Origin of the sequence: Rathayibacter sp. AY1B7, assembly GCF_002932735.1 — a bacterium.
Lineage (GTDB): Bacteria > Actinomycetota > Actinomycetes > Actinomycetales > Microbacteriaceae > Rathayibacter.
Map to the genome: position 1 here is coordinate 155,127 of NZ_PSWK01000001.1, position 22,602 is coordinate 177,728.

Consider the following 22,602-nt stretch of genomic DNA (forward strand, 5'->3'; position numbering starts at 1 on the left):
CGTCGGCGCGTAGCATCGCAGGCATGTGGGGGCTGCTCGGCACGATCCTGTCCGCCTCGACCGGCCGGGCGGGGGTGGTCGCGCGGCGCGCGGCGGCCGTGGCCCTCGCGGTCCCGCTGCTGGTCGGCGGAGCGGCGGCGCAGGCCGTGGCGGCTCCGCAGCCCGTCGCGGCTGCGCAGCCCGTCGCGGGTGTCGTGCGCGCGGATGTGGACGGCTTCCGGTTCTCGGAGTACTCGGCCGACTTCCGCCTCGACCGCGACGAGGAGGGCCGCTCGACGCTGACCACCGTCGAGACCTTCGTCGCCGAGTTCCCGCCGTCGCAGAACCGCGGCATGCAGCGCGCGATCCCGCTCGACTACGAGGGGCACCCGACCGACGTCGACCTGGTGTCCGTCACCGACGGCGACGGGGAGGCGCGGCCAGTCGACACCGAGCGCGAGGACGGCTTCCTCCTGGTCACCAGCGCGGCGGACGAGTTCGTCAGCGGCAGCCAGACCTACGTCTTCACTTACACGCAGCACAACACGACCCTGCCTGGATCCGGCACGCGCAGCGGCGAGGACGAGTTCTACTGGGACGTCAACGGCACGGGCTGGCGCCAGTCCTTCGACCGCTACGACGTGCGCGTCGAGCTCGCCGGGTCGCTGGCCTCCGCCGCGACGGGGACCGTCAGCTGCTACCGGGGACCGGAGGGCTCGACGACGCCCTGTCCCATCGGCCGCGACGGCGCGGTCGTCACGGCATCGGGGGAGTCGTTGGCTCCGGGGGAGAACGTGACCGTGGCGATCGGCTTCGCTCCCGGGACCTTCACGCCGCGCGACGACCGCTACCTCGCCTCCGGCTGGTCCTGGGTGCAGCTGGGTGGCCTCGCCGCGGTCCTGATCGGCCTCGCGCTCGCCGTGCACCGCCGCCGGACCGTGCTCCGCGACGCTCCCGGCCGCCCGACCGTCGTCGCCGAGTACGACCCGCCCGCGGAGGGGCTGTTCCTCTCCGCCGCGCTGCTGCGGAAGACGTCGAAGGCCCCCGCGGCCGGACTCCTGGACGCCGCCGTCCGTGGTCTCGTGCGCATCGAGGAGACGGGGGAGGGGCGGAAGCAGGAGTACGCCGTGCGGGTGCTCGACCCTGCTACGACGCCGACGCGACGCGCGGGACGCCCGCGGCCCCTCGCGTCCGACGACCGCGAGTTCCTCGACATCGCCCTCGGCCGGGCGCCGGGGACGGTGCGTGAGCTCTCGGGCAAGGACAAGGAGTTCGGCAAGGCCGTCGGACAGTTCCGGACCGCGCTGGGCAACAGGGTGACCGAGGCGGGACTGAAGAAGGCCGGGACGATCGGCGGCAGCGTGCTCGTGATCGTCCCGCTGCTGCTGGGTGTCATGGCCGCCTTCCTGGGCGCGATCCTCCTGATGACCCGCTCCTTCGGCGGAGCGCTCCCGCTCGTGCTGATGCTCGTCGCGATCGTTGGGGCCGTCGTCGGGACGATCCTGGTCTCGAGGGTGCCGCTGACGGCCGCGGGCGCGGAGTTGCGCGACCATCTGCGCGGGCTCGAGCTGTACATCCGCCTGGCCGAGGCCGACCGGATCGCGATGCTGCAGTCGCCCCGCGGGGCGGATCGGCGCACGGTCGGACCGGTCGAGGTGGTCGAGGTGACGGAGCGCCTGCTGCCGTGGGCCGTGCTCTTCGGTTTCGAGAAGGAGTGGTCGGCGGAGCTCGCGTCGGCCTACGAGCGCACCGGCGAGGAGCCGGTCTGGTACTCCGGACCGAACGGCTTCCACGCGGCGGCGGGGGCGGCGTCTAGGGGCAGGCTGCGACGGGCGGCCGCGGCGGAGCGGACGCGCGCGTGGTCGGGCGGAGCTGTCGGGCAGTGCCCATCGAGCCCGTGTTCGCCTCCGGTGGCGATCCTCGACCATGCGGTGGACGGGGGCGCCGGCGGCTCCGAGCGGTGGACGGGTGCGTGTGCGGCGTGCCGGGGACGCGGCGGTCAGTGCGTGGGCACCCGCTCCGGACGGATGCGCTCGGGAACGGGGACGAGCGCGTGGGTGATCGCGCTCGAGAGGGTGAAGGCGCTGGAGTCGAGGTGCGAGGAGTGCCCGAGTCGTGTCGCTTCGGAGGCGCGCTGCTTCGCTCCGGAGGCGGGCCGGATGTCTCCCGAGAGGCTGATCTCGCCGAACGCGGCGATCCCGGGCCGCAGCGGCGTGTAGGCGTGGGCGGAGGCGATGGCGACCGCGATCGCCAGGTCCGCCGCCGGCTCCATGAGCTTCACGCCGCCGACGGTCGACACGTAGACGTCGCAGCGCCGCAGGGGGATGCCCGCCTGCCGCTCGAGGACGGCGAGGATCATCGCGACCCGGGACGCGTCGACTCCGTTCGTGACGCGGCGGGGGTGCTCGCCGTCGTTCGCGATCACGAGCGCCTGGATCTCGACGGGGAGCGCGCGGCGTCCCTCCATCGCGACCGTGACGCAGATGCCCGGGGTGGGGAAGCGGGTGCGGCTGAGGAACAGACCGCTCGGGTCGGGGATCTCGGCGATGCCCTCGGCGGTCATCTCGAAGCAGCCGACCTCGTCCGTCGGGCCGAAGCGGTTCTTGAGCGAGCGGACGAAGCGCAGCGCCGTCTGCCGGTCGCCCTCGAAGTGGCAGACCACGTCGACCAGGTGCTCGAGCAGGCGCGGCCCCGCGATGGAGCCGTCCTTCGTGACGTGTCCGACGAGCACGAGGGGGAGCGCCCGCTCCTTGCAGACGCGGATGAGGGTCGCGGCGACCTCGCGGACCTGGCTGGGACCGCCGGGCAGGCCGTCGACGGTGTCGCTCGCGACCGTCTGCACCGAGTCGACGATGAGCAGGTCCGGTCGGACCTCGTCGATCTGGCCGAGCACGGTGGCGAGGTCGGTCTCGGCCGCGAGGAAGAGGCTGTCGTGCATCGCGCCGGTGCGCTCGGCCCGCATGCGCACCTGCGCGGCCGACTCCTCCGCGCTGACGTAGAGGACCCGCTGGCCCTCGGCCGCGGCGCGGCTCGCGACCTCGAGCAGGAGGGTCGACTTGCCCACGCCGGGCTCTCCCGAGAGCAGCACGACCGCACCGGAGACGATCCCGCCGCCGAGCACGCGGTCGAGCTCGCCCACGCCGGTGGGGCGGTGCGCCGCCGACGTGGTCTCGATCTCGGTGATGGGCCGCGCGATGCGGCCGGCGGCCGGAGCCACAGCGGCGACCGCGCGGACGAGGCCGGTGCGCTCGGTGCTCTCGATCACGGAGCCCCACTGCTGGCACTCGCCGCAGCGGCCCACCCACTTCGCGGTCGTCCACCCGCACTCCGAGCAGCGGTACGGGGCGGTGCGCGTCTTCGAGGAGGCCATGAGGTCCTTTCGGGGCGGAGGAGGGGGACGAGCGCGACGCTACGGGGGACCCCCGACACCGCCGCTCGTTCGAACGTGTCTTCGACAGTACCGTCGACCACCGACGCCGGGAGCGGGGCGCGCCAGGCCGGGGGAGAGGTCGCGTGGAAGCCGTCTGTGGAGGAGCGTCGTCGCGGAGGGGCGGAGGCGGAGGATCGCGCCTCGGAAGACGACTCCCGAGCGCCGCTCCGTCGGCGTCGGACGTCTGCGGGAGACTGGGGGACATGCCCTCGACAGTGCACGTCCTCAAGTCCGGCCGCCCGCTCGGAGTCAGCTGGTCCGGCCCCGAGGGCGCCGAGCGGGTCGTCGTCCTGGCGCATCCCGCTCCCGGCTCCTCGGACCTCGACCCCGACCCGGAGGCGACCGCGCGCCACGGGGTGCGCCTGCTCTCGTTCGACCGCCCGGGCTACGGCGCCTCCTCCCTTCTGACCGACCTCGACCCCGCCGGAGCGGGCGTCGGAGCCAGCCCCGAGCAGGCCGCCGCCGACATCGCGGAGTACCTCGCGACCGTCGACATCGCCTCCGTCAGCGTCGCCGGCTGGTCGGCGGGAGGCCGCGTGGCCCTCGCGCTCGCCGCGAACTACCCCGGCCTCGTGGAGCGCGTCGCCGTGATCGGCACGCCCGCTCCCGACGAAGCCGTGCCGTGGGTCGGCGACGAGAACCGCGCCGAGCTCGCGCGCCTGGCCGAGCTTCCGCTCGACGAGGCCGTCCGCTCGCTCACCCGCACGCTCGAGGGCGCCTTCGGCCCGGCCCCCGCCCCGGACGCCCTGCTCGGGATGCTCGGCTCCGGCGACGCCGACACGGCGGTGCTCGAGACCCCCGGAGTCCGCGAGCGCCTCTCGCGCATGCTCGAGCGCGCCGTCGCCCAGGGCGCCCTCGGCATGGCCGCCGACCTCATCGGCTACGGCGTGCAGGAGTGGGGCTTCGCCGTCGAGTCCGCCGAGCCGCCCGCGCTCCTCCTCTACGGCGCCGAGGACGCGGTCGCCGGCCGCCGCCACGCCGAGTGGTACGCCGCACGGCTGCCCGACTCCCGCCTCGAGGTCGTGCCCGGCCGCGGCCACCTGCTCGCGATCCCGGAGTGGGACCGCGTGCTCGGCTTCCTCCTCCCCGCCTGACGGCGGCCCGTCCGCTCGATTGGCGCGACTTCCGGCCGTCGCGTACACTCGACCCCGGTACCGTGTCCGAGCGGCCGAAGGAGCATGTCTCGAAAACATGTGTGGGCTTGCGTCCACCGTGGGTTCAAATCCCACCGGTACCGCCAACGAGAAGGCCCCCCGCTTCCACGGAAGCAGGGGGCCTTCGTCGTTCCCGGCGTCGTGCGGCGGTCGCGACGTGCGGGTCAGCCGGTGTGGAGCAGCCAGGAGCGGCCGGCGCGCAGGGCCCGGTACAGGCGCCTGATCGCGTGGTCGGCCTCGGCCGAGCCGACGTCCGAGAAGGAGCCCGCCCCGCCCCAGAGCCCGAGCGCGTCGGCGGCCGCCGCCCGGACGTCTCGGCGGGTCGTCGCTCCGGCGAACAGCTCGTCGAGCCGGTCCGCGACGCGGGCCCGCGCGCCGTCCTGCTGCGACCGTGCGACGTCGCGCACCTCGGCGACGGCCGCCGTGATCTCGGCGAGCACAGCGGGGATCGTGCGGTCCATCCTCCTGAGCCTAGGAGCGCGAGCGCGAGCGCTGCGAGGCGGCGTGGGTCAGGAGCGTCGCCACGACTCCGACGAGCACGCCCAACGCGGTCTCGAGCGCCCGGTCGCGCAGCAGCACGAGCTCGTCGACGGGGTGCGCGAGCTCGACCATGAGGATCGCGAGCGGAGTGACGAAGGCGAGGGTCAGGCCGTAGTTGCGGCCGACGACGAGCTCGGCGGTCATCTGGAGGAGCACCACCACCACGATCACGGCGAGCGGGGAGAGCGGCAGGGCCAGGAGCGCGGCCGCGATCAGCACTCCGACGATCGTGCCGAGCATCCGGTGTCCCGCGCGCACGAGCCGGGCGCCGGCGTCCGCTCCTGAGACGGCTGCGACGGCGGAGACCATCGCCCAGTAGGGGTGGCCCAGGCTGGTCGCGGTCGGGATGGTGCCTGCAACCAGGACGACGGCCCCGAAGCGGAGCAGGGCGGCGCGCGTCGCCGGACGGGCCGCCACCGCGCGGAACGAGGTGCGCCACGGCGTCGGGGCGAGGCGGCGTGCGCGGGGGAGCGCGAGACCGCTCAGGCCGACGACGAGCGAGAAGGCGGCGGAGCCCGCGGCGAGAGCGACGGCGAGCGGGATCCGCGAGGGCTCGGACGGGACGGACGCGCACGCCGTGACGGCGAACACCGGGAACAGCGGGCCGGGCGGATGCCAGTGCAGGGCGTCGCTGAGATAGGCGGCCGCGACGGTCACGGCGACCACGACGGGGATGATCAGCCAGTCGCGGTGAGGAGAGAGGGAGACGACGGTGCCGAGGGTCACGGTGGTGACGAGGAACGCGGCTGCCGACAGCTGCATCAGCAGGCGCGGCCGGTGCGTGTGCTGGCGTCCGTAGAGGGCCGTGAAGGCGCCGAAGGTCGCATAGAGGGCGAGATCGGTGCGGCCGAGCGCCCAGAGGACGAGCAGCGGGACGGCGATCGAGACGCCGGCGCGCAGGGCGACGCGATGGGCGCCGGCGTGCGGGCCGAAGGCGAGGAGCTCGCGGGGGTGGGGCAGAACGGGGGTGGCGGCCATCGGGTCCTCTGATCGGGGTCCGAGCGGCGGCGGCCGGAGAAGTGTTTCACGGGTGAATCAGATATACTTTACGTGTGAATCAGTCTGAAAGCCAGCCGGGCGACGCGGTCGACGAGATCAGGGCGGGCTGGGCGGTGCTGCGGCCCGGGCTCGACACCTCCGCCGTCGACGTCGTCGGGCGGGTGATCCGCGCCTCCGCGCTGATCGTGCGGGCGACGGAGGAGCTGCTCGCCGCCCACGGGCTGACCCGCGGCGAGTTCGACGTGCTCTCCACGCTGCGTCGCGCCGGCGCTCCGCAGTCGCCGACGACCCTCCGGACGATCGCCCTCGCCTCCGCTCCCGCGATCACCAAGCGCGTGCACTCGCTGGAGCGTCGGGGCCTGGTGCGGCGCGCCGCGAACCCGGCGGACGGGCGCGGCTCGCTCATCACGCTGACTCGCGAGGGGGAGGAGCTGGTCGACCGGGCCTTCCCCGAGGTGCTCGACGCCGAGCGGGCGCTGCTCTCGGGGGTGCCCGCCGATCTGCGGGCGGAGGCGTCGCGCTCGCTCCGCGCGGTGCTCGCGAGCGTCGAGGCGGCCGCGAGCCGGTGATGCGCGCGGGGACCGCGAGGCAGCGGGTGCTCGCTACCGTGGTCCCATGCGCCTGACCTCGAGCTTCACCGTGCCGACGCGGCCGCCGGTGCTGCAGCTGGTCAAGACGGCGGCGGCCACGGTCGTCACCTGGCTCCTCGCCGGCGTCGTCTTCCCGGGGACGTTGCCCGTCTTCGGCGCGATCGCCGCGCTCCTCGTCGTCGCGCCGAGCATCAACCAGTCGTTCTCCAAGGCCCTCGAGCGCTCGGTCGGCGTCATCATCGGCGTGATCGTCGGATCCGTGATCGGCACGGTGCTCGGCGGCGAGAGCATCATCGTTCTCCTCGCGATCGTGGCCGCGATCGCCGTCGGGTGGGCCGTGCGCCTGACCCCCGCCTCCGCGGTGCAGATCCCGATCAGCGCGATGCTCGTGCTCTCGGTGGGCGCGGTCACGCCGAACTACGCGCTCGACCGCATCCTCGAGACCCTGCTGGGCGCGGCCGTCGGAGTCGTCATCAACGTGCTCATCGTCCCTCCGGTCGTGCTGGCGCCGGCCGAGCGGGCGATCGGAGACCTCACCGCTCAGCTCGCCGCTGCCCTCGACGACCTCGGCGACGCCCTCCAGGCCCCCGTCCCGCGACGTCGGCTCGACGAGCTGCTCATCAACGCCCGGCTGCTGCAGACCATGCAGAGCAAGGCGGAGGAGGCGATCGCGACCGGCGAGGAGTCCCTCCGCCTCAACCCGCGCCGCTCCGCCCACCGGGACCGGCTGCTGGCCCTCGACTCCGTCGTCCCGCGGCTGGGGCGCATCGTGACCCGGGTCCGGGGCATGACGCGGACCGTGCACGACCTCTACGACGACGAGCTCGTCGGGGAGCCGACGATCGCCGACATCGCCGTCCAGCTGCACCGGGCCGCCCACGATCTGCGGCTCCTCGTGCAGTCCTCGGTCGACGTTCCCGAGCCGGAGGCGATCACCGACGAGCTGCCCGCTCTCACCGCGCCGCTCGTGATCGCGACTCCGCACCCGCAGCACTGGATCCTGCTGGGGGCGCTCGCCGAGGACCTGCGGCGCATCCGCGAGGAGATCGTCGGCGCGGAGTCCTGACGGGCGGGCGCCGAGTGGCGTCGGCGGGAGGGCTGCTCTTGCTGCGCTCGGCGTCTCACGCCGCGCGACGTGCGGGTCGTGGTGGCCTGTGGTGGTCAGCCGTCCTGCTCGCCGTCCTCCCTCGATCCGCCGCCCTCGACGAGCTCGCCGTCGCCCGGGTCGGCAGCGACCTGGTGCAGTGCCTCGGGATCGCTCGCCTCGGCGTGGAGGGTCTTGCCCTCGGCGATGAGGGAGTCGTCGTCCACGAGGATCCCGGCCAGCTCGGTGATGCGTCCCCGGAGAGCGCCGATCGGGTCCTCGGTGGGCGCGTCCTCCTCGGAGTGGTCGACCTCCGAGTCGGGGTAGCGGCGGAGGGCGGCCTCGTCCCGGTCGGGCTGCGGCGCCCGCGCGTGCTCGACGCAGAGGCGGGCGACCTCCTCCGCGTGCGCGTGCATCACGGAGTGGGAGGCGTCGGGGATCTCCCAGGCCCGCGCGTGCGGCATCGACCGGGCGATCTCCTCCGCCCACTCGCGCGGCACGAGCCGGTCGAACTCGCCGCGGATGACGAGGGCGGACGCGCGGATCCGGGGGACGGTCTCCTCGATCCGGTAGTGCATCATCTCGGGCAGCACGCGGGAGAACCAGCGCGGTCCGCAGAGGAGGTAGGCGCCCGCGGCGAGGATCGCGACCTTGAGGGGCTCGCGGACGCTCGACTGGGCGAAGCGGAGCGCGGCGGTCGGGAGGCGGCGCTCGTGCCGGTTCATCACGGGTCCGAGCAGGACGATGGTGGTCAGCTCCGGACGGCGGGCGGCGAGCTCGGCCACCACCTGCGTCCCCATCGAGTGGCCGAGGACGACGGGATCGTCGAGGCCGAGCTCGTCGATGACCGCGCCGACCAGCTCGGCGTAGTCGCCGATGTCCATGCGCCGCGCGTCGATCGGGTGCGGCACGCCGCCGAACCCCGGCAGATCGAGGGCGTGCACCGGACCGAACTCGTTGAGCGCGGGCGCGAGGCGCTCGAAGTACGTGGCCGCGACTCCGATCCCCGGCACGAGGACGAACGTGCGCTCGCCGTCGCGCCCCACCGTGCTCACCCGCGCCCAGACGTCGCGATGGTGCACGCGCTGGACCGAGACGTCGGTGCTGCGGGTGCGGCGGTGAGGATCCCGCCCCCGGGAGCGCGTGGTCGCGAAGACGTCGCGGACTCCGCGCCGGAGAGTCGTGGCGAGAGTGGGGAGGAGGTCGCTCGGGCGGAGCACGGGGCCTCCTTCGATCGGGGGAGTCGGTCGCTGCGAGCCTAGGCGCTCGCCGCCGGGCTCAGATCAGCATGTCGTCCGACCTGTGGAGGATCAGACGGGCCGGCCCGGTGTGGAGGACGCCGTTCGTCAGAGGAGCGGTCCGGACGCCGCCGCGCCTCCGCATCGCCCGGAACGCCCCGGGGGCGAGCACGACGTCCATCCAGGCGCAGGGGTTCGCTGGTCGTCCGCCCTGGAACTCGATCCGCTCCCCGCCCTGCTCGATCGCGAACGTGCGGCCGGCGAGCGCATCGACGTCGGCGCCGCGGACGATGATGTTGCGGCGGGTGTCGGCGGGGTCGAAGGGCCCTGCGCCGAGCTCGGCGGCGATGTGCTCGAGGGTCTCGACCGCGAAGAGCGTGATCGCCGCGGGGCGGTGCGCGCGCTGGGCGAAGAAGCGGTCGCCGACGATGCCGAGGCCTGCGCGGATCTCGATCCGCTCGGGCTGCTCGTTGCCCTCGGACGGCACCGGGCCATCGGCGGGGCGGCCCTCGTAGCGGTGCAGCGGAGAGACGACGAAGCCCACGAGCTCGATCGCGGCGGCCTCCATGAGCCCACGGTACGCCGTGAGGGGGAGCAGCGGCGTCCGCCCGTCGGAGGCTCTGCGGCGCGTTCCGAATTGCCAGGGAGGAAGGGGCGCCCGGGCGCCACAGGAGCGTCCAGGGAGGGAGCCCTCGCTGCCGCCGCCGCCGATTCGCGGAGGGGGCTCCCGGCATGTATAGTTGTACCTCGTTGCGTGCGCCTCTGGCCCACGCAATGGACTGCGCCCGTAGCTCAACGGATAGAGCATCTGACTACGGATCAGAAGGTTGGGGGTTCGAATCCCTCCGGGCGCACTCTGGTTGAGACAGAGCAGAACGGTCCGCTTCGGCGGGCCGTTCTCGTTTTAACGGTCGCTCGTTCCGGTGGCTGTCGGCGTCGGTCTCCCGGTGAGTGCAGGGCGAGGGAACAGCCGGTTCTCCGCCTCGCAGGACGCCTCTTCGCGCCGTCGACGACGTCGGCCGTCTTCCGCCCGCATCCGCGATCAGTCCGCGCCCGCGCTCGCCCTCAGTCCTCGCAGGCTCTGCGATCACGTGTCGCGAACACGCAGCTCGGCTCTTCTCGCGCGCCGTTTCCTCCTCCACAGCGCCCATCTCGCGCCGTTCTCCACGGATGCAGCCGTCCCGGCCGCGGTGACGTCGAACCGAGCAATACTCTCCTTCCGTGGGGCTGAACGGTCGCCGCCGACGCAGTGCGCTCGGTCGGCAGAGGAGAGGACATCGGATGAGTCGAACGGAACAGTCGGGGCGGGACGAGCGCGGACGACCCCGAGCGCGGACGGCGCGAGCGCTGGTCGGCACGACGGCGGGCTGCGTGCTCGTGAGCGGGCTGCTGGGCGGAGGCCTCGCGCCGCCGCCCGCCCTCGCCGCCGACGGTCCTCACACGACGATCGAGAACACCCTCCTGCAGGGAGGCGCGACGAACGCCGGCGTGACGACCGTCTCGGCCTGGGTCCAAAAGGGCGAGACGCTCCGGGTGGACCTCCACCCGCTCCAGGCGGGCTCGGGGACCGGCGAGGGCGAGACCGGCGGCGGTACCGCCCGGGTGACGGCTCCGGGCGGAGCCGTCCTCGACGAGCAGGACTTCGCGCCCGGAGCGGCGCCCTCGGTGTCCGCCGGCGGCTCGTTCGTGGCAAACGAGACCGGGGTCTTCCAGATCCGGGTGTCCGACGACGACGTGACGGCGCCGGTGAACCTCGTCTGGAGCATCGGCGTCCAGGACGCGCGGGGCGCGGCGGTCGCGGGCCGGGTGTGGTCCGAGTCCTATGCGATCCAGTCCGGGGCGAAGGAGTCCTACTCCTCGCCCGAGGAGCGGCGCTCCTCCTTCACGCTCCACGCCGTCACGGAGACGGGCGCCCGCTACGAGCTGGGGCTGCGCGGCTACGACGGGGTCGCCTCGACGGTCCAGGCCACGAACAAGGGCAACGTGAAGGTCGGGTCGTCCGATCCGTCCTACCTCTCGGTCCCCATGCCGCAGTCGAGCGAGGCGGGCGGCATCGGGGCGCAGTACGTGCAGGCGTCCGGACGCTCCGGGATCGACGGCCTGCAGACCTACAAGCTCTTCCTGGACCCGCCGTCGTCCGACCTGCCGGAGTCGATCGCTCCGGCCTACCGCGCGCCGACGATCGAGGGCCTCGCCTTCCGCCGGTCGACCGCGGGCTCCGACGCGGGCACGCTGACCGGCGTCCTGGGGACGCAGCCGGGCACCGTCGTCGTGGACGTCGATGCGGACGGGGACGGCTCCTACGACGGCGAGCGCGACGTGCACCTCACCCGGATCGCGGGGACGACCGGTCCCTTCTCGGTCGATTGGGACGGACGGGACGCGAAGGGCGGGACGGTCGACGTGACCGACCCCGACGTCACCTTCCGCGCCTCCATCGGCCGCACGAACGAGTTCCACTTCACGCGGGTCGACGCCGAGACGTCCGCCGGCGGCGTATCCGTCGTGAGGTCGACCGGCGGCGGCGACGACCCGTCGATGGTCCACTGGGACGACTCGCTCCTCGCCGGATCGAACTCGGAGCGGTACTCCGGCACCTCCGCGGTGACGTCCGGCGACGGCGGCACCGACTCGTCCGGCGGGGTGCACCGCTGGGAGGGCGACGACTCCGGGCGAGGCCGCATCCCCAACGCCAACGACTCGGTGCACGGCTCCTACGGCGACCTGCGGGCGATCGACGACTGGGCCTACGGCTCGGACGGTGCGGTCGCGGTCGCACGCCTCGATCCGCTCGCGCCGCACGTGACCATCGCGAAGACCTCGTCGGTCGACTCCGCCACTCCGCTGCTCCGCGGCGCCCGCGTGCCCTACCGGGTGACGCTGACCTCGGACGGGACCGGGGACTACTCCGACGCCGCCGTCATCGACTACCTCGACAAGGGCGTGCTCGACGACGCCGAGCTCGACTCCGGCTCCCTCCGCGCCTCGCAGGGCACGGCCACGATCGATGCGGAGACGGGCCGCATCTCCTGGGCGGCCGGCAGCCTGCCGGTCGGGGCGACGGCCGAGCTGACCTTCGACGTGATCGTGACCGGCGAGGGGGACCGTGCGCTGACGAACACGGCCTGCCTCGCCGATGCGCCCTTCGCTCCCGCCTCGTCCGGCACGGGGACCGACGCGAACCCCTGCGCCACCGTCCCGCACGACATCGGCGAGGGGTCGCTCCTGATCCGGAAGACCGCGTCCCAGGCGAGCGCCGAGCACGGCGGCACGGCGGGCTTCGACATCGTCGTGGCGAACACCGGAACGGTCGACGCGACGGACGTGACCGTGACCGACGTCCCGACGCTCGACCACCTGCTCGAGGCGACCATCGAGAACGGCGCCGGAGGAACGCAGCCGGCCACGGAGCCCGTCACAGGTCTCGACATCCCCGCCGGCGGCCAGGTGTCGCTGCACGTCAGCGGCCGGGTCGCCGACGGGTACGACGCCGCGACCCTGCCCAACCGCGTCTCGATCACCCACCAGCCCGAGGGCTTCGACCCGCCGACGGTCGAGAACGCCTGCGCTGACGATGCGACGTCGTCCTGCGCCGAGATCCCGGTGCCGCCCGTCGAGGGCAGGCTCTCCATCGAGAAGACGGCGATCGGGAATCAGGTCGACCACGGCGGGCGTGCCGGGTTCCGGATCGTGGTCGCCAACGAGGGGGCTCGGCCGGCGGACGGGGTGACCCTCACCGACATCCCCGAGCTCGCGCACCTGAGCGACGTCACGATCTCCCGGGACGGCGGCCCGGCGTCGTCCGACCTGACTGTCGAGAACGTGTCTCTGGCACCGGGAGCGTCGACGACGTTCACCGTGACAGGACGGGTCGCCGACGGCGTGGACGCGTGGACCATCCCCAACCGGGCGCGCCTGACCGAGGTCCCGGAGGGCTTCGATCCGACGACCGTCCTGCACCCGTGCGCGGACGACGGCGGAGCCAGCTGCGCCCAGGTGGCGGTGCCTCCGGTCGGACTCGTGCCGACGGTGCTCGCCTCGACGGGAGCGGCGGCCGGGCCCCTCGCGGCCGGAGCCGGCGCTCTGCTCCTGGCCGGCGGCGCCCTGACGGCGCTGCGCCGTCGCTCGACCCGCACCTCGTGAACCGGAGCCCGGGCCGCTGCAGCGCGGCCCGGGCTTCCGGACCCTCTCCTCGAAAGGCACTACTGCATGACCGAGCACGGCCTCCCGTACCGCATCACCGAGCGCTTCCCTCTCCCCGATGGACGCGTCGGCGTCAGCACCTGGTGGTCCGCCGACCCGGAGCAGCTGGAGCAGCAGCTCCGCACGCGCTCCGGGCATCCGCATCCCGAGAGGGAGCCGGTCCGGAGACTGCACCTCGCGACCGCGACGATCGTGCTGATCGAGGAGCGGACCGCGGGAGGCTTCCGCCCGCTCGACCCCCACCTCCGAGCCCGCACCGATCCGCGCTGGCGCCGGGCTCTCCTGCGGTCGCGCAGGTCGGCCCGGCTCCGACGGGTCATCGGTCCGCGGGACCTGCCGAGGACGGATCCGCCGGTCGAGGTGTCACGGCACGTCGATCCGACACGTCGAGTGTGAAGGAGGCGGGCGGAGAGCTCGGCGCCTGATGCGCGGTGAGGGTCTCCCCGCAAGGACGCCGTCGGGTCAGGCGGCTTCCTCGAGGTCGTCCTCGACTGCGACGGGCGCGTCGACCGGGGCGCACGGGGGAGCCGACTCGGCTGGGGATGCCGAGGCCGCGATGCGCGAGCGCTCGAGCCCGGCGAGGAGCACGGCGAAGGCCTCCTCGAGCTCGGCGGTGTCGCGGAGCAGGAAGCGCTCGCCGCTCGTCGGGTCGAGGCGGACCGTCCGGTAGGCCGGGCGGGGGAGATCGGAGACCAGGGTGATGATGCCGAGGACGACGCCGCTGCGGCGGGCGCGCGCGGTCCAGCGGTTGGCGTGGGTGCGGAGAAGGATCATGACCGGGGCCGTCCTCGGTGACGTGGTGCAGGAGCGGGGGGAGGGGGGTGTCGCTGGCGGTGCGGGGATCCTCTCGAAGCTTGCTGCACGAAGGGCCTCCGCTTCCTGTGCTTGACAGCAGAGCCGAGCAGCGGTCACCGGCGCCGGGCGGCCGCCGCGGCGTGCAGGGCCCGCAGGAACTCGGGGACGACCGGGTTCCCGGTGTCGCGGGCGAGCACACCGATCTCACGGCTCGCGCCCGGATCGTCGATCGGGATCTCGCGGACGTCGTCGTCGACCGAGGACGGGCTCGGCGGCAGGATCGTGAGTCCGAGGCCGGCTGCCGCGAGTCCCCGGGCGGCGCGGTAGTCGCCGACCTCGAACGCCGGCACGGGGTCGCGGCCGTCCACGGCGAGCAGGCGCCGGGCCGACTCGTGGAGGCCGTAGCCGGGCGCCAGCATGATCAGGTCGAGGCCGCGGAGGTCCTCCACCGTGACCGAGCGCCGCGAGGCCAGCGGATGACGGGGGTCCACGACCGCGAGGAGAGGCTCCGAGTAGAGGGTCGTCGTGGTGGTTCCGGGGAGATCGGGCGGATCCGCGACGATCGCCAGCTCGGACTCGCCCTCCGCCACGGCCCTCAGGCAGAGGGCTCGGGAGCCGTGACGGAGCCCGAAGCCGACTTGCGGCCAGCGGCGGCGGAACCGGCGGATCACATCCGGCACGAAGCTCTCCCCGAGGAGCGTCTGGAAGGCGAGGTCGATCCGGCCGTGCTCCACGTCGCCCGCCTGCCGCACCTCCGCGAGCCCGGCGCGGATCACCGACATGCCGTCCTGAGCGGCCTCGGCGAGACGGGTCCCCGCCTCCGTCAGCACCACCCCGCGGCCCTCCCGGCGGACCAGGGGAGTGCCGACCAGGGCGGACAGCCGGGCGAGCGACCGGCTCGCGGTCGGCTGCGGGATCCCGAGCTCGGCGGCCGCCGCCGTGACGCTCCCGGTCTGGGCGACCGCGACGAGCAGGGGCAGGAGGCGGAGGGTCGCGGGCCAGTCGTCGGACACGCCACCACCCTAGATCCGGACATGACCAGAACGCATGAACAGTACGAGAAAGAACATTAGTCATGCACCCGCAGGCGGTCTACCGTCGGAACCATGAGCACCGCCGCACGCACCCGACCGATGCGCGCAGCGGCCCCCTTCTCGCAGCGGCGGCTGACCGTCGCCCTCCTCGCCGCCGGAGTCGCGACCTTCGCCGAGCTCTACGCCGTGCAGAGCGTCCTCCCGCAGCTCGCGCGGGAATGGGCCCTCGCCCCGTCCGACGCCGCGCTCACCGTCTCGGCCGCGACCCTCGGACTGGCGCTCTCGGTGCTCCCGTGGGCCTCGGTGGCCGAGCGCATCGGACGGCTCGAATCCATGCGGATCGCGGTCCTCACGTCCGTGGTCCTGGCGCTGCTCGCCTGCGTCGCCCCGACCTTCGAGCTCCTGCTCGTCCTGCGCTTCCTCGGGGGAGCGGCACTGGGTGCCGTCCCGGCCCTGGCCGTCGCGGCGATCCACGACCGGGTCGGAGGCGCCGGAGCGACGGCCGCCGCGACGGCGTACGTCTCCGGGACCACGATCGGCGGTGCCGCCGGACGCCTGCTCGCCGGACCGCTCGCGGCGGCGCTCGGATGGCGCGGAGCCCTGCTCGTCGTGACGGCCGTCTGCGCGGCGGCGGCGATCGTCTTCGCCGTGCTCGCGCCCCGGGGCGGCGGCTGGCGCGAGGCGGCCCCCGGCGGCTGGCGAGCGAAGACGGCGCAGGTGCTCCGCGATCCGATGCTCGTCGCGATCGCGCTGCAGACGTTCCTCGCGGTCGGCGTGTTCGTCGCGGTCTACAACTACCTGGCGTTCCGGCTCGAGGCGCCGCCGTTCGCGCTGGCGCCCGCGCTCGTCTCCCTCCTCTTCGCCGCCTACCTCGCGGGAACCGTCTCCTCCCGGCTCGCGGGGAGATGGGGGCCGCGGATCGGTCCCCGCCTCGTCATGCGGATCGGCGTCGCCCTGATGATCGTCGGACTGCTGGTGATGCTCGCCGAGAACGTCGCCGTGGTGATCGCCGGACTCCTCGTCTTCACGGCCGGCTTCTTCGCCCTGCACGCGACCGGCGCCGCCTGGACGGGAGCGCGGGCGGCTCCGGCACTCCGAGGGCACGCCGGTGCGGTCTACACGATCGCCTTCTACGCGGGCTCGGCCGCCGGCGGCTGGCTCCTCGGCCTGGCCGTCGGAGCCGGTGGCTGGCCGGCGCTGACGGCGGTGACGATCGGCCTGCTGCTGGTCGGAGCGGGGATCGTCAGCCTCCCGTCCCGCACCACCGCGGTCGGGCGGTGAACCCCCGCCTCCGCCGACCGCACCCCGAGCTCCGCCCGGCACCTCCCCGCAACGGGCGAGGTGCGACATGATGGCCCGACTGCACGAAGCGGGGGACGGCATGGCGCGGAGAACCGGAGCGGACGGCTCCCCACTCGAGAGCGGCGGAACGGGCGAGGGCGGCACCGACCCGCGCTACCACGCGGGCTTCCAGCGCGGCTACGACGGACGCGGCGCCGAGCGGCGTGGCAGCGGCGAGGAGCGCCTCCGCTCCCCGTTCCTGTCGGGCGGGACCTCGGGCATCGGGCGATCGGCCGGCCGGAGAGGCGGCGCGTCCGCTCCCGAGCACGAGGAAGCGTGGTCGGTCGGCGGTCCGACGGGCTCCCGAGTCTCCGGCCGACGGACAACTCCGGAGCGCGCGAGAGCGGCGGTGCGGGCCGTCCCGACACCCGCGGAGCCGACCGCGCCCCGACCCGCGGAGCCGACAGTCCCACTCCCGACCGAGCCGACCGTCCCGCTCCCCACCGAACCCGACTCCGCTCCCGGCGACGCGGCACCCGACTCCGGTGACCGTCACGACGCGACCGACGCCGACCCCCGCCCCGCTGTCTCCACTCGCCGCATCGCCGGAGCCCTGGCGGTCGTCGGCGGCGTGAGCGTCCTCGTCGGACTCCTCGCCCTCTGGAACAGCTCCCACAGCTGGTACGACTACTCGCCGTCGCAGAGCGCCTTCGGGCCCGAGCAGTACCTCCGCGTGCTCAGCGACAACGCGATCGGACCGTTCCTCACCGTCGGCCTGATCGCGCTCGGCCTGGCGGTCGTGGTGCCGCTGCTGAGGGCTCCCCGCCGATGAAGCGGGTCCGCCTGCTCTGGGCCGCCGCCATCGCGGCCACCGTCGTCCTCTGGGCCGCAGTGCTCGCGCTCCCGGTCGTGGTCCTCCTGCTGCCGAACCAGTACCAGGGCGACTCGATCACGGTCCCGCCGGAGCTCTACGTGCGGCAGGCGCTCGCGATGGTCGCGCCGCCGCTCCAGACCGCCGCCCTGGTGATGCTGGGGGCGCTGATCGTCGTCGCGGTCGCGCGGCGCCCGCCGGCGAAGGCCCGTACGACGGAGGCGGCGAGCGGCTGGGACGACGCCGTGCTCCTCGACCCGGACGGCCGCGAGCAGCACGGGACGGGCCCCGCAGGCCGCTGAGCATCCCCTGCTCGATCGGAGTCCGCCTCCCGGGAGCACCCGCTGCTCCCCGGTCTAAGCCGCTCCTCCGGACGCACCCGCCCCTCACGCCGGCAGCAGCTGGAATCGCTCCCGCGCCGCTCCGCCGGCGACGAGGTCCGCGAGCAGCTCGCCCAGGACCGGTCCGAACGTGAAGCCGTGCCCCGAGAACCCGGTCGCCAGAGTCACGCGGCCCACGCGGTCGATCACGAAGTCCTCGTCCGGCGTGCTGTCGTAGAGGCAGCTGATCGGAGCGGCGCTCGCCGCGTCCACGCCCGGGATCCACTCCGCGACGTAGCCGACGAGGCGGGCGAGCGCCCGGGGCTCGGGCTCGAAGGTGCGCTCGTCCGGATCGACGACGACACCGGTGCCGTGCTCGCCCACCTTCACCCCGACTCCGGGCGTCGCGAGCCCGTAGACGACGGGCAGGCCGGCGCGGTGGTGGGCGAAGCTCGGCCACGAGTCGAGGGGCAGATCGGTCGCGAAGTGCGCGGGCTGCTCCTGCGTGACGCGCAGCGGAGGGAGGCGTCGGCCGGCCGCGCGGACGAGGCCGTCCACGAGCGGAGGCGTCCAGGATCCGCCGGCCACGACGACCGCGTCGGCGTCGAGGGCGCCGTCGGTGGTCAGCACGCGCACGTCGTCGGCGCGCTCCTCGATGCCCAGCACGCGCGTCCGCGTCCGGAGGACGGCGCCGCGTCCGAGGGCGGAGTCGAGCATCGCGTCGATCGCGGCCGCCGCGTCGAGGCGTCCGCCCTCGGGGTGCAGCAGGACGTCTGTCTCGAAGCGGAGTCCCGGCCAACGCCGCTGCGCCTCGTCCGCCCCGATCCGTACCACGGTGATCCCGTCGCGCAGGAGGACAGCCTCGACGGCGGCCAGGACGGCGGGGTCGCCGTGGTCGATCGCGCCGACCGGGTGCAGCAGGCGGCGGCCGGTCTCGGCCTCCAGCCGTGCCCAGGCGCGCCCGGCCCGTCCGGTGAGGGCGCGGTAGTCGTCCTCGAGGTAGCCGCGGCGGAAGATGCGCGTCTCGCCGTGGGACGAGCCGCGGTCGTGGCCCCGCTCGAACTGCTCGACGAGCACCACGCGATCGCCGCGCTCGGTGAGGGCGCGGGCTGTCGCCGCTCCGACCAGGCCGGCTCCGACGACGACGACCTCTCGGGTCACGGGGTCTCCCGGGAGGCGCGGCGCACGCCGAGCAGGACGACCAGGCGGAGGAACCCGACGAGTCCCATGCCGATCAGTGCGGCGATCAGCATCAGCACGGCGACACCGGCCACCCAGGTCGTGTCGCCGGTCACCGACTGCGCCGCGAACTCGGTGCAGAACAGCGCCAGCCCGGCGTAGCTCAGGATGAGGACGGTGATCGTCCCGGGGCGGCGGAGGCGCTGCGCGGGCGTCCGCCAGAGGGCGGGCGGCTCGAGCCAGCGGCGCAGCAGCCGGATCACGAGGGTGCCGACCAGGCCGAGGAAGCCGGCCGCGATCAGGATGATGCCCGCGCCGCCCAGCCCCGACGCCTCGACGCCGGCCAGCTCGAGGGCGATCCCGATCGCGACGCCGACGGCTCCTGCGCCGCCCGCGATCATCGCCGCCCACACCCCGAAGCCGCCGCGGAGGACGCTCTCGCGCTCGGGACGTGACGGGTCGGCGTCCATCGGCCGCTGCTGGCGCGGACGGATCGGCGCAGGGGGAGCCGACGCCGGCGCTGCTGCCGGAGCGGCCGCGGCCTCGGACACGCCCCAGACCGGAGCGGCGTCCGGCGTCTGCGACTCGATCACGTTCTCGCGCACCGGCACGTAGCGCAGCGGCGCGTCGATCCGCACCTGCGGCCGCCCGCGCACGACGATCGTCGCCCCCAGGTCGGCCCCGCGCTCCAGCGCGACGGGTCCGAGGAGGAGCCCGACCGCCGGATCGATCCGCCACGCGTCCGACCGGGGAGCCGACCCGTACCACTCCGCCGACACGGCCCCGCCGAGATCGACCGCGATCGGCCGCCCGTCGGTGTAGCTCGTCACCGGCACGAGCGACCGGCCGGAGTTGCGCACCCGCGCGCCCACCCGCCACCAGTCGTCCCCGGCGTGCGTCAGCCGCACCTCGACGTCGACCAGCGATGCCGGCACCGCCCGCCGCCGTCCGATGACCACCGCGACGACCGCGAGCCCGGCGATGACCAGCCCGCCGAGCAGGCCGACCACTCCGATGAAGATCTCCATGGGAGCAGTCAAGCAGGCGCGGGTCGCCGATGCGGGCGCGACGAGGTGGCCTCCGGGAGGCTCGATCCCGGCCGTCGACGCCGTCGCTCCGCGCGGCCGCCCCGTTCCCGACGCTCCGCCCGACCGTCGAGCCCGGAGCGGGTCACTCCGCATACTGAGGAGGCGCGTCGCGTCGACCGCATCGCGGGTCTCGTGGCAGGAGGGGTCGATCATGCGCCACTGGCCTACGTCCCCCGTGCGCCGGCGCCCTCGTCGACGGGCCGGTGCGATCCTCGCTCTGCTGGGGGCTGCGGCGCTCGCCGTCGCAGCCGTCGCACTGTCGGAGACGGCGGGAGGAGGCGGACCGGAGGCGGTGTCCTCCTCGGCCGGTGCTTCTGCGGCGTCGAGCAGTCCGGCTGCTCCCGCGCCGAGCAGCCCCTCGGCGGACGTCGAGCCGTCCGCTCCGGAAACGGAGCCGTCCACTCCGGAAACGGAGCCGTCCACTCCGGAAACGGAGCCGTCCGCTCCGTTCCTCGCGACGCTGGCCGCTCTCCCCGCGGTCGAAGGCCCCGCCGCCGTCCCCTACGACCGCGACCTCTTCGGACAGGCGTGGTCGGACGTCGACCGCAACGGCTGCGACACCCGCAACGACGTCCTCGGCCGTGACCTGCTCGCCCCCGTGTTCAAGCCCGGCACCCGCGACTGCAAGGTCCTTACCGGCACCCTGATCGACCCCTACGACGGCACCTCGGTCGCCTTCGTCTCCGGGACCGACACCTCCCGCCTCGTGCAGATCGACCACGTCGTCGCCCTCGGCTGGGCGTGGCACCACGGCGCCTGGTCGTGGACGGACGACCAGCGCCTCGCCTTCGCGAACGATCCCACGAACCTCGTCGCCGCGTCCGAGCAGACGAACCGCGCGAAGAGCGACGCCGGCCCGGGGGAGTGGCTGCCACCGGCCGCGGAGCTGCGCTGCGGGTACGTGGAGCAGTTCGTGGCGGTGCTCAGCGACTACGGGCTCGGGATCGATGCGCGGGACCGGGCGGCGTCGGAGGCGGTGCTGGCGGGGTGCGGGGAGTGAGGGGGAGAACCTCTTTCCTCTGATGGAGGGTCGTCCCGACGCCGCAACAGCGGCAGACGCGACTACAGTAGCGTCTTTCAACTACGACAATAGTGAGTAATGGTCTCTTCCGTGACCTCTTTTCTGGGACCCATGCGGCACAAAGTTCAGCACTTACGCAAAATGAGTAACTCTGTCGCTAACACGAGTGCATCTCGACAGAACGTGTTCCGAGCATTTCTAGTCTCGCGAGATGCCTCCCGTTACTCCCGCCACACTCTCACTTGAACTGGGCGTTTCTCAGCGTCGAATCCGAAGCCTCCTCCGCTCCTCCTACGGAACTCTTCCCGCGGAGGAATCCCGGTGGGATCTGACCGAAGAGCAGGCGGAGGCTGTCCGCTCCCGTCTGCTTCGACGAGACACCACCGAGCGTCGGTTCACCTTGGAAGTGGGCGACCAGGTCCTCCGGCGTGATATTCACCGCGCCTACGGAGGGCAGCAGCAGCAGGGAATCGTGACGCCGCGAGCGCTCCGTGAAATCTTCATCTTCACCGATCCGGCGAAGGGAGCTCGATACGGCTACGACCGGTTCGAGGGACTTCGCGAGGACGGGTCCTACTCCTACACGGGAGAAGGGCAGGTCGGTGACCAGGTTTTTCTTCGCGGCAACAGGGCTCTCCGGGACGCGGCACAGGATGGGCGGGTGCTTCGACTCTTCACGGTGCAGGGAACGAGCGTGACCTACATCGGTGCCTTCACGACAGGGACTCCGACCTACCGGTGGGAGATCATCCCGGACACCGAAGGGACGCAGCGACGCGGCATCATCTTCACTCTCCTGCCGCTTGCGGCGGACATCACTCGGCTGCCGACCTACGGTGGCACGCAGGAGTCCGCTGCCTCGCTCGGCGACTGGACGCCTCCCGAGCACTCCGACATCGTCATCGCGGGTGCGGATGTCAGCCCTCTCGATGACCGGGTCGTCTCCCGAATCGAGTTCGAGCTGCAGTCCGACTTTGGGCTCTGGCTGACCGAGAACGGCACGCCGCCCAGTCGTCTGACGCTCCCGGTCGGCAGCTCACGGGTCGAGCCGGACCTCTACGTCCGATCGAGCGGCTGGATTGTCGAAGCCAAGAAGTCGACCGCCCGGTCCTTCGTCCGCATGGCCATCGGGCAGGTGCTCGACTATGCCCATCTTGCGCAGCGCGAGGGCTACGCGGCAGTCCCCGTCATCCTGCTTCCCGGTCGCCCGGAAGAGGACATGCTGGATCTCATCCGCAGCCTCTCGATCATCACAGCGTTCAGGTCTGACGAGGGCTTCGACCTCATCAATCCGTAGAGGAAAGAAGCCGAACGGCCGGCAGATCGGGGTGGGCCCACTCCAGTCCGGGGAGTTCGCTCGGAAGGAGCCAGAGGAGTTGGTCGTGGTCGGTGCTCTCCGTGGGGCGTGGGCCACGAACCACGGCTCGGAAGCAGTGCAACCGAATGGTGAGAGCGCCGACCTCCGTTTCGTCTGACGTCAGCTTGGGGCCGACCTCGATCTCCACGCTCAGCTCCTCGCGGATCTCCCTCTCGAGGGCGCCTTCAGCCGTTTCGCCAGGTTCTCTCTTGCCGCCGGGAAATTCCCAGAGCCCGCCCGCCGCCTTGTCCGCCCGCCGACGGCAGGCAAGAATACGGCCGCGATCGCTGATGACCGCCGCAACGACGTCGAGAGTGTCCACGTGTCCATCATGCCGACACCGGTGCAACAACCGCCCGTACGCGATGGCCGTGCGCACGCCCCCCTCTTTGACGCCCCACCCACCCCCGTGTTACGTTCGCTCCCGGACATGTGACTG

At 73.3% G+C, this 22,602-nt stretch carries 20 protein-coding genes, 2 tRNA genes and 1 pseudogene; 13 read left to right on the forward strand and 10 right to left on the reverse strand.

From position 1 onward, the window contains the following. Positions 1 to 23: 23 nt before the first annotated feature. Positions 24 to 1,697, forward strand: a pseudogene (locus tag C5C95_RS17735) (DUF2207 domain-containing protein); the annotation flags it as partial. A 281-nt stretch (positions 1,698 to 1,978) separates the two neighbouring features. Here the strand turns inward: C5C95_RS17735 and radA are convergent. Beyond that, entirely contained in the window at positions 1,979 to 3,349 is a 1,371-nt protein-coding gene (gene radA / locus C5C95_RS00635) for a DNA repair protein RadA (protein ID WP_104224086.1), read from the reverse strand. Between the two features lie 263 nt (positions 3,350 to 3,612). Between radA and C5C95_RS00640 the strand changes: the two genes are divergently transcribed. Both C5C95_RS00640 and C5C95_RS00645 read left to right on the forward strand, forming a co-directional pair. Next, positions 3,613 to 4,503, forward strand: a complete 891-nt coding sequence (locus tag C5C95_RS00640; RefSeq protein ID WP_104323569.1) for an alpha/beta fold hydrolase — start codon at positions 3,613 to 3,615, stop codon at positions 4,501 to 4,503. Between the two features lie 56 nt (positions 4,504 to 4,559). After that, a tRNA-Ser gene (locus C5C95_RS00645) sits at positions 4,560 to 4,649 on the forward strand. Positions 4,650 to 4,727: 78 nt separating this feature from the next. Here C5C95_RS00645 and C5C95_RS00650 read toward each other — a convergent pair. Beyond that, positions 4,728 to 5,024, reverse strand: coding sequence for a hypothetical protein (locus C5C95_RS00650; protein WP_104262352.1), 297 nt, complete (start codon positions 5,022 to 5,024; stop codon positions 4,728 to 4,730). 10 nt (positions 5,025 to 5,034) lie between these two features. After that, a complete protein-coding gene (locus tag C5C95_RS00655; protein WP_104323570.1) occupies positions 5,035 to 6,081 on the reverse strand; it encodes an FUSC family protein in 1,047 nt (348 codons plus the stop codon). Positions 6,082 to 6,155: 74 nt separating this feature from the next. On the opposite strand from C5C95_RS00655, the gene C5C95_RS00660 reads away from it, so the two are divergent. Beyond that, positions 6,156 to 6,671 (forward strand): MarR family winged helix-turn-helix transcriptional regulator, encoded by a 516-nt coding sequence (locus C5C95_RS00660; protein ID WP_181125500.1) that lies wholly within the window; start codon positions 6,156 to 6,158, stop codon positions 6,669 to 6,671. 46 nt (positions 6,672 to 6,717) lie between these two features. Then, positions 6,718 to 7,758 carry an aromatic acid exporter family protein gene (locus C5C95_RS00665; RefSeq protein ID WP_104225996.1) on the forward strand — a complete coding sequence of 347 codons (1,041 nt, stop codon included), beginning with the start codon at positions 6,718 to 6,720 and terminating at the stop codon, positions 7,756 to 7,758. Between the two features lie 95 nt (positions 7,759 to 7,853). Here the strand turns inward: C5C95_RS00665 and C5C95_RS00670 are convergent, their stop codons facing one another. Continuing rightward, entirely contained in the window at positions 7,854 to 8,996 is a 1,143-nt protein-coding gene (locus tag C5C95_RS00670; RefSeq protein ID WP_181125501.1) for an alpha/beta fold hydrolase, read from the reverse strand. 58 nt (positions 8,997 to 9,054) lie between these two features. Next, a complete protein-coding gene (locus tag C5C95_RS00675) occupies positions 9,055 to 9,582 on the reverse strand; it encodes an MOSC domain-containing protein (RefSeq protein WP_104225994.1) in 528 nt (175 codons plus the stop codon). A 213-nt stretch (positions 9,583 to 9,795) separates the two neighbouring features. On the opposite strand from C5C95_RS00675, the gene C5C95_RS00680 reads away from it, so the two are divergent. The 3 genes from C5C95_RS00680 to C5C95_RS00690 all read left to right on the forward strand — a co-directional run bounded on the left by C5C95_RS00680 (position 9,796) and on the right by C5C95_RS00690 (position 13,613). Continuing rightward, positions 9,796 to 9,868, forward strand: a tRNA-Arg gene (locus tag C5C95_RS00680). A gap of 427 nt (positions 9,869 to 10,295) precedes the next feature. Next, positions 10,296 to 13,157 carry a DUF11 domain-containing protein gene (locus tag C5C95_RS00685; RefSeq protein ID WP_146087030.1) on the forward strand — a complete coding sequence of 954 codons (2,862 nt, stop codon included), beginning with the start codon at positions 10,296 to 10,298 and terminating at the stop codon, positions 13,155 to 13,157. A gap of 66 nt (positions 13,158 to 13,223) precedes the next feature. Then, entirely contained in the window at positions 13,224 to 13,613 is a 390-nt protein-coding gene (locus tag C5C95_RS00690; protein WP_104239289.1) for a hypothetical protein, read from the forward strand. A 66-nt stretch (positions 13,614 to 13,679) separates the two neighbouring features. Here the strand turns inward: C5C95_RS00690 and C5C95_RS00695 are convergent, their stop codons facing one another. Further along, positions 13,680 to 13,991, reverse strand: a complete 312-nt coding sequence (locus tag C5C95_RS00695) for a hypothetical protein (RefSeq protein WP_104249716.1) — start codon at positions 13,989 to 13,991, stop codon at positions 13,680 to 13,682. A 134-nt stretch (positions 13,992 to 14,125) separates the two neighbouring features. After that, complete coding sequence (locus tag C5C95_RS00700; protein ID WP_104239291.1) at positions 14,126 to 15,025, reverse strand: LysR family transcriptional regulator; 900 nt, start codon at positions 15,023 to 15,025, stop codon at positions 14,126 to 14,128. A 93-nt stretch (positions 15,026 to 15,118) separates the two neighbouring features. On the opposite strand from C5C95_RS00700, the gene C5C95_RS00705 reads away from it, so the two are divergent. The 3 genes from C5C95_RS00705 (at position 15,119) to C5C95_RS00715 (ending at position 17,500) form a co-directional block, all read left to right on the forward strand. After that, positions 15,119 to 16,327, forward strand: coding sequence for an MFS transporter (locus C5C95_RS00705; RefSeq protein WP_104323574.1), 1,209 nt, complete (start codon positions 15,119 to 15,121; stop codon positions 16,325 to 16,327). A 67-nt stretch (positions 16,328 to 16,394) separates the two neighbouring features. Next, positions 16,395 to 17,159 (forward strand): hypothetical protein, encoded by a 765-nt coding sequence (locus tag C5C95_RS17740; RefSeq protein WP_146087031.1) that lies wholly within the window; start codon positions 16,395 to 16,397, stop codon positions 17,157 to 17,159. After that, a complete protein-coding gene (locus tag C5C95_RS00715) occupies positions 17,156 to 17,500 on the forward strand; it encodes a hypothetical protein (protein ID WP_104323576.1) in 345 nt (114 codons plus the stop codon). The genes C5C95_RS17740 and C5C95_RS00715 overlap by 4 nt, the downstream gene beginning before the upstream one ends. A gap of 84 nt (positions 17,501 to 17,584) precedes the next feature. Here C5C95_RS00715 and C5C95_RS00720 read toward each other — a convergent pair whose 3' ends face one another. Together C5C95_RS00720 and C5C95_RS00725 are read right to left on the reverse strand one after the other, a co-directional pair. Then, complete coding sequence (locus C5C95_RS00720; RefSeq protein WP_104323577.1) at positions 17,585 to 18,679, reverse strand: FAD-dependent oxidoreductase; 1,095 nt, start codon at positions 18,677 to 18,679, stop codon at positions 17,585 to 17,587. Further along, entirely contained in the window at positions 18,676 to 19,725 is a 1,050-nt protein-coding gene (locus tag C5C95_RS00725) for a hypothetical protein (protein ID WP_104323578.1), read from the reverse strand. Before C5C95_RS00725 ends, C5C95_RS00720 begins: the two co-directional genes overlap by 4 nt. A 211-nt stretch (positions 19,726 to 19,936) precedes the next feature. Between C5C95_RS00725 and C5C95_RS00730 the strand changes: the two genes are divergently transcribed. Further along, on the forward strand, positions 19,937 to 20,785 hold the full coding sequence (locus C5C95_RS00730) for an HNH endonuclease family protein (RefSeq protein WP_104323579.1): 849 nt from the start codon (positions 19,937 to 19,939) through the stop codon (positions 20,783 to 20,785). 427 nt (positions 20,786 to 21,212) lie between these two features. Further along, positions 21,213 to 22,103 carry a hypothetical protein gene (locus C5C95_RS00735; protein WP_258072600.1) on the forward strand — a complete coding sequence of 297 codons (891 nt, stop codon included), beginning with the start codon at positions 21,213 to 21,215 and terminating at the stop codon, positions 22,101 to 22,103. Here the strand turns inward: C5C95_RS00735 and C5C95_RS00740 are convergent. After that, positions 22,093 to 22,485, reverse strand: coding sequence for a (deoxy)nucleoside triphosphate pyrophosphohydrolase (locus C5C95_RS00740; protein WP_104323581.1), 393 nt, complete (start codon positions 22,483 to 22,485; stop codon positions 22,093 to 22,095). The two genes, C5C95_RS00735 and C5C95_RS00740, sit on opposite strands and share 11 nt — an antisense overlap. Between the last annotated feature and the right edge of the window lie 117 nt (positions 22,486 to 22,602).